This is a genomic window from Marinitenerispora sediminis (genome assembly GCF_003336425.1).
GTDB lineage: Bacteria > Actinomycetota > Actinomycetes > Streptosporangiales > Streptosporangiaceae > Marinitenerispora > Marinitenerispora sediminis.
Window position 1 is genome coordinate 1 of record NZ_QEIO01000346.1, and the last position, 599, is coordinate 599.

Below are 599 nucleotides of genomic sequence, written 5' to 3' on the forward strand. Positions count from 1 at the left end.
GCCCCAGCCTGAGTCCCAGCCCCAGCCCCAGCCTGCGGCCACGAACGGCCTGGACTTCTCGGTGCTCAACCAGCCGGGCGAAGCGCCCCGGCGGTCCGGCCGTCGCTCCGAACCGCAGGACGACGCCCGGCCGAGCGACGCCGCACCACCGCGCACCCGATCCCGGAGAGAAACGGCCGAGCCCGCACGAGCGGCGACCCGGACCCGTACCCGGGAGACCGGGAGCGGCGACGACCGGCCCCGGCAGGCGTCGGGAGGCACGTCGCCGGAGAGCGCCGAGCCGCACGGCGAGGCGACGCCGGTGCGCACCGCGACGGGCTTCAAGCCGCGCAAGGCGGGACGCGGGCGTGCGTGGCGCCCGAAGAGCACCGTCGAGCAGGCGTCGAGCAAGGCAACGCCGACCGGTCAGCCGGACATGGACTGACGGAACCCACCCGGCGTCCCCAGGCGCGACGCGAAGCGGCCGACTCCCGAATGGGGGTCGGCCGTTTCGTTGCCGTCGTTAGAGGTCGCCGTGTTTGGCGGCGGCGAGGAAGGCGGACCACTCGGCCGGGGGGAGGGTGAGGTGGCCGTGGTGGGGGTTCTTGGAGTCGCGGAGG

The 599-nt window shown here is 75.3% G+C and carries 1 protein-coding gene and 1 pseudogene; one reads left to right on the plus strand and one right to left on the minus strand.

Going from position 1 to position 599, the window contains the following annotated elements:
* Positions 1–424 (plus strand): annotated as a pseudogene (locus DEF28_RS28700) (hypothetical protein); the annotation flags it as partial.
* A 78-nt stretch (positions 425–502) separates the two neighbouring features.
* Here the strand turns inward: DEF28_RS28700 and DEF28_RS28920 are convergent.
* The coding region (locus tag DEF28_RS28920; protein ID WP_147281117.1) for a DUF397 domain-containing protein at positions 503–599 on the minus strand (97 nt) is incomplete at its 5' end.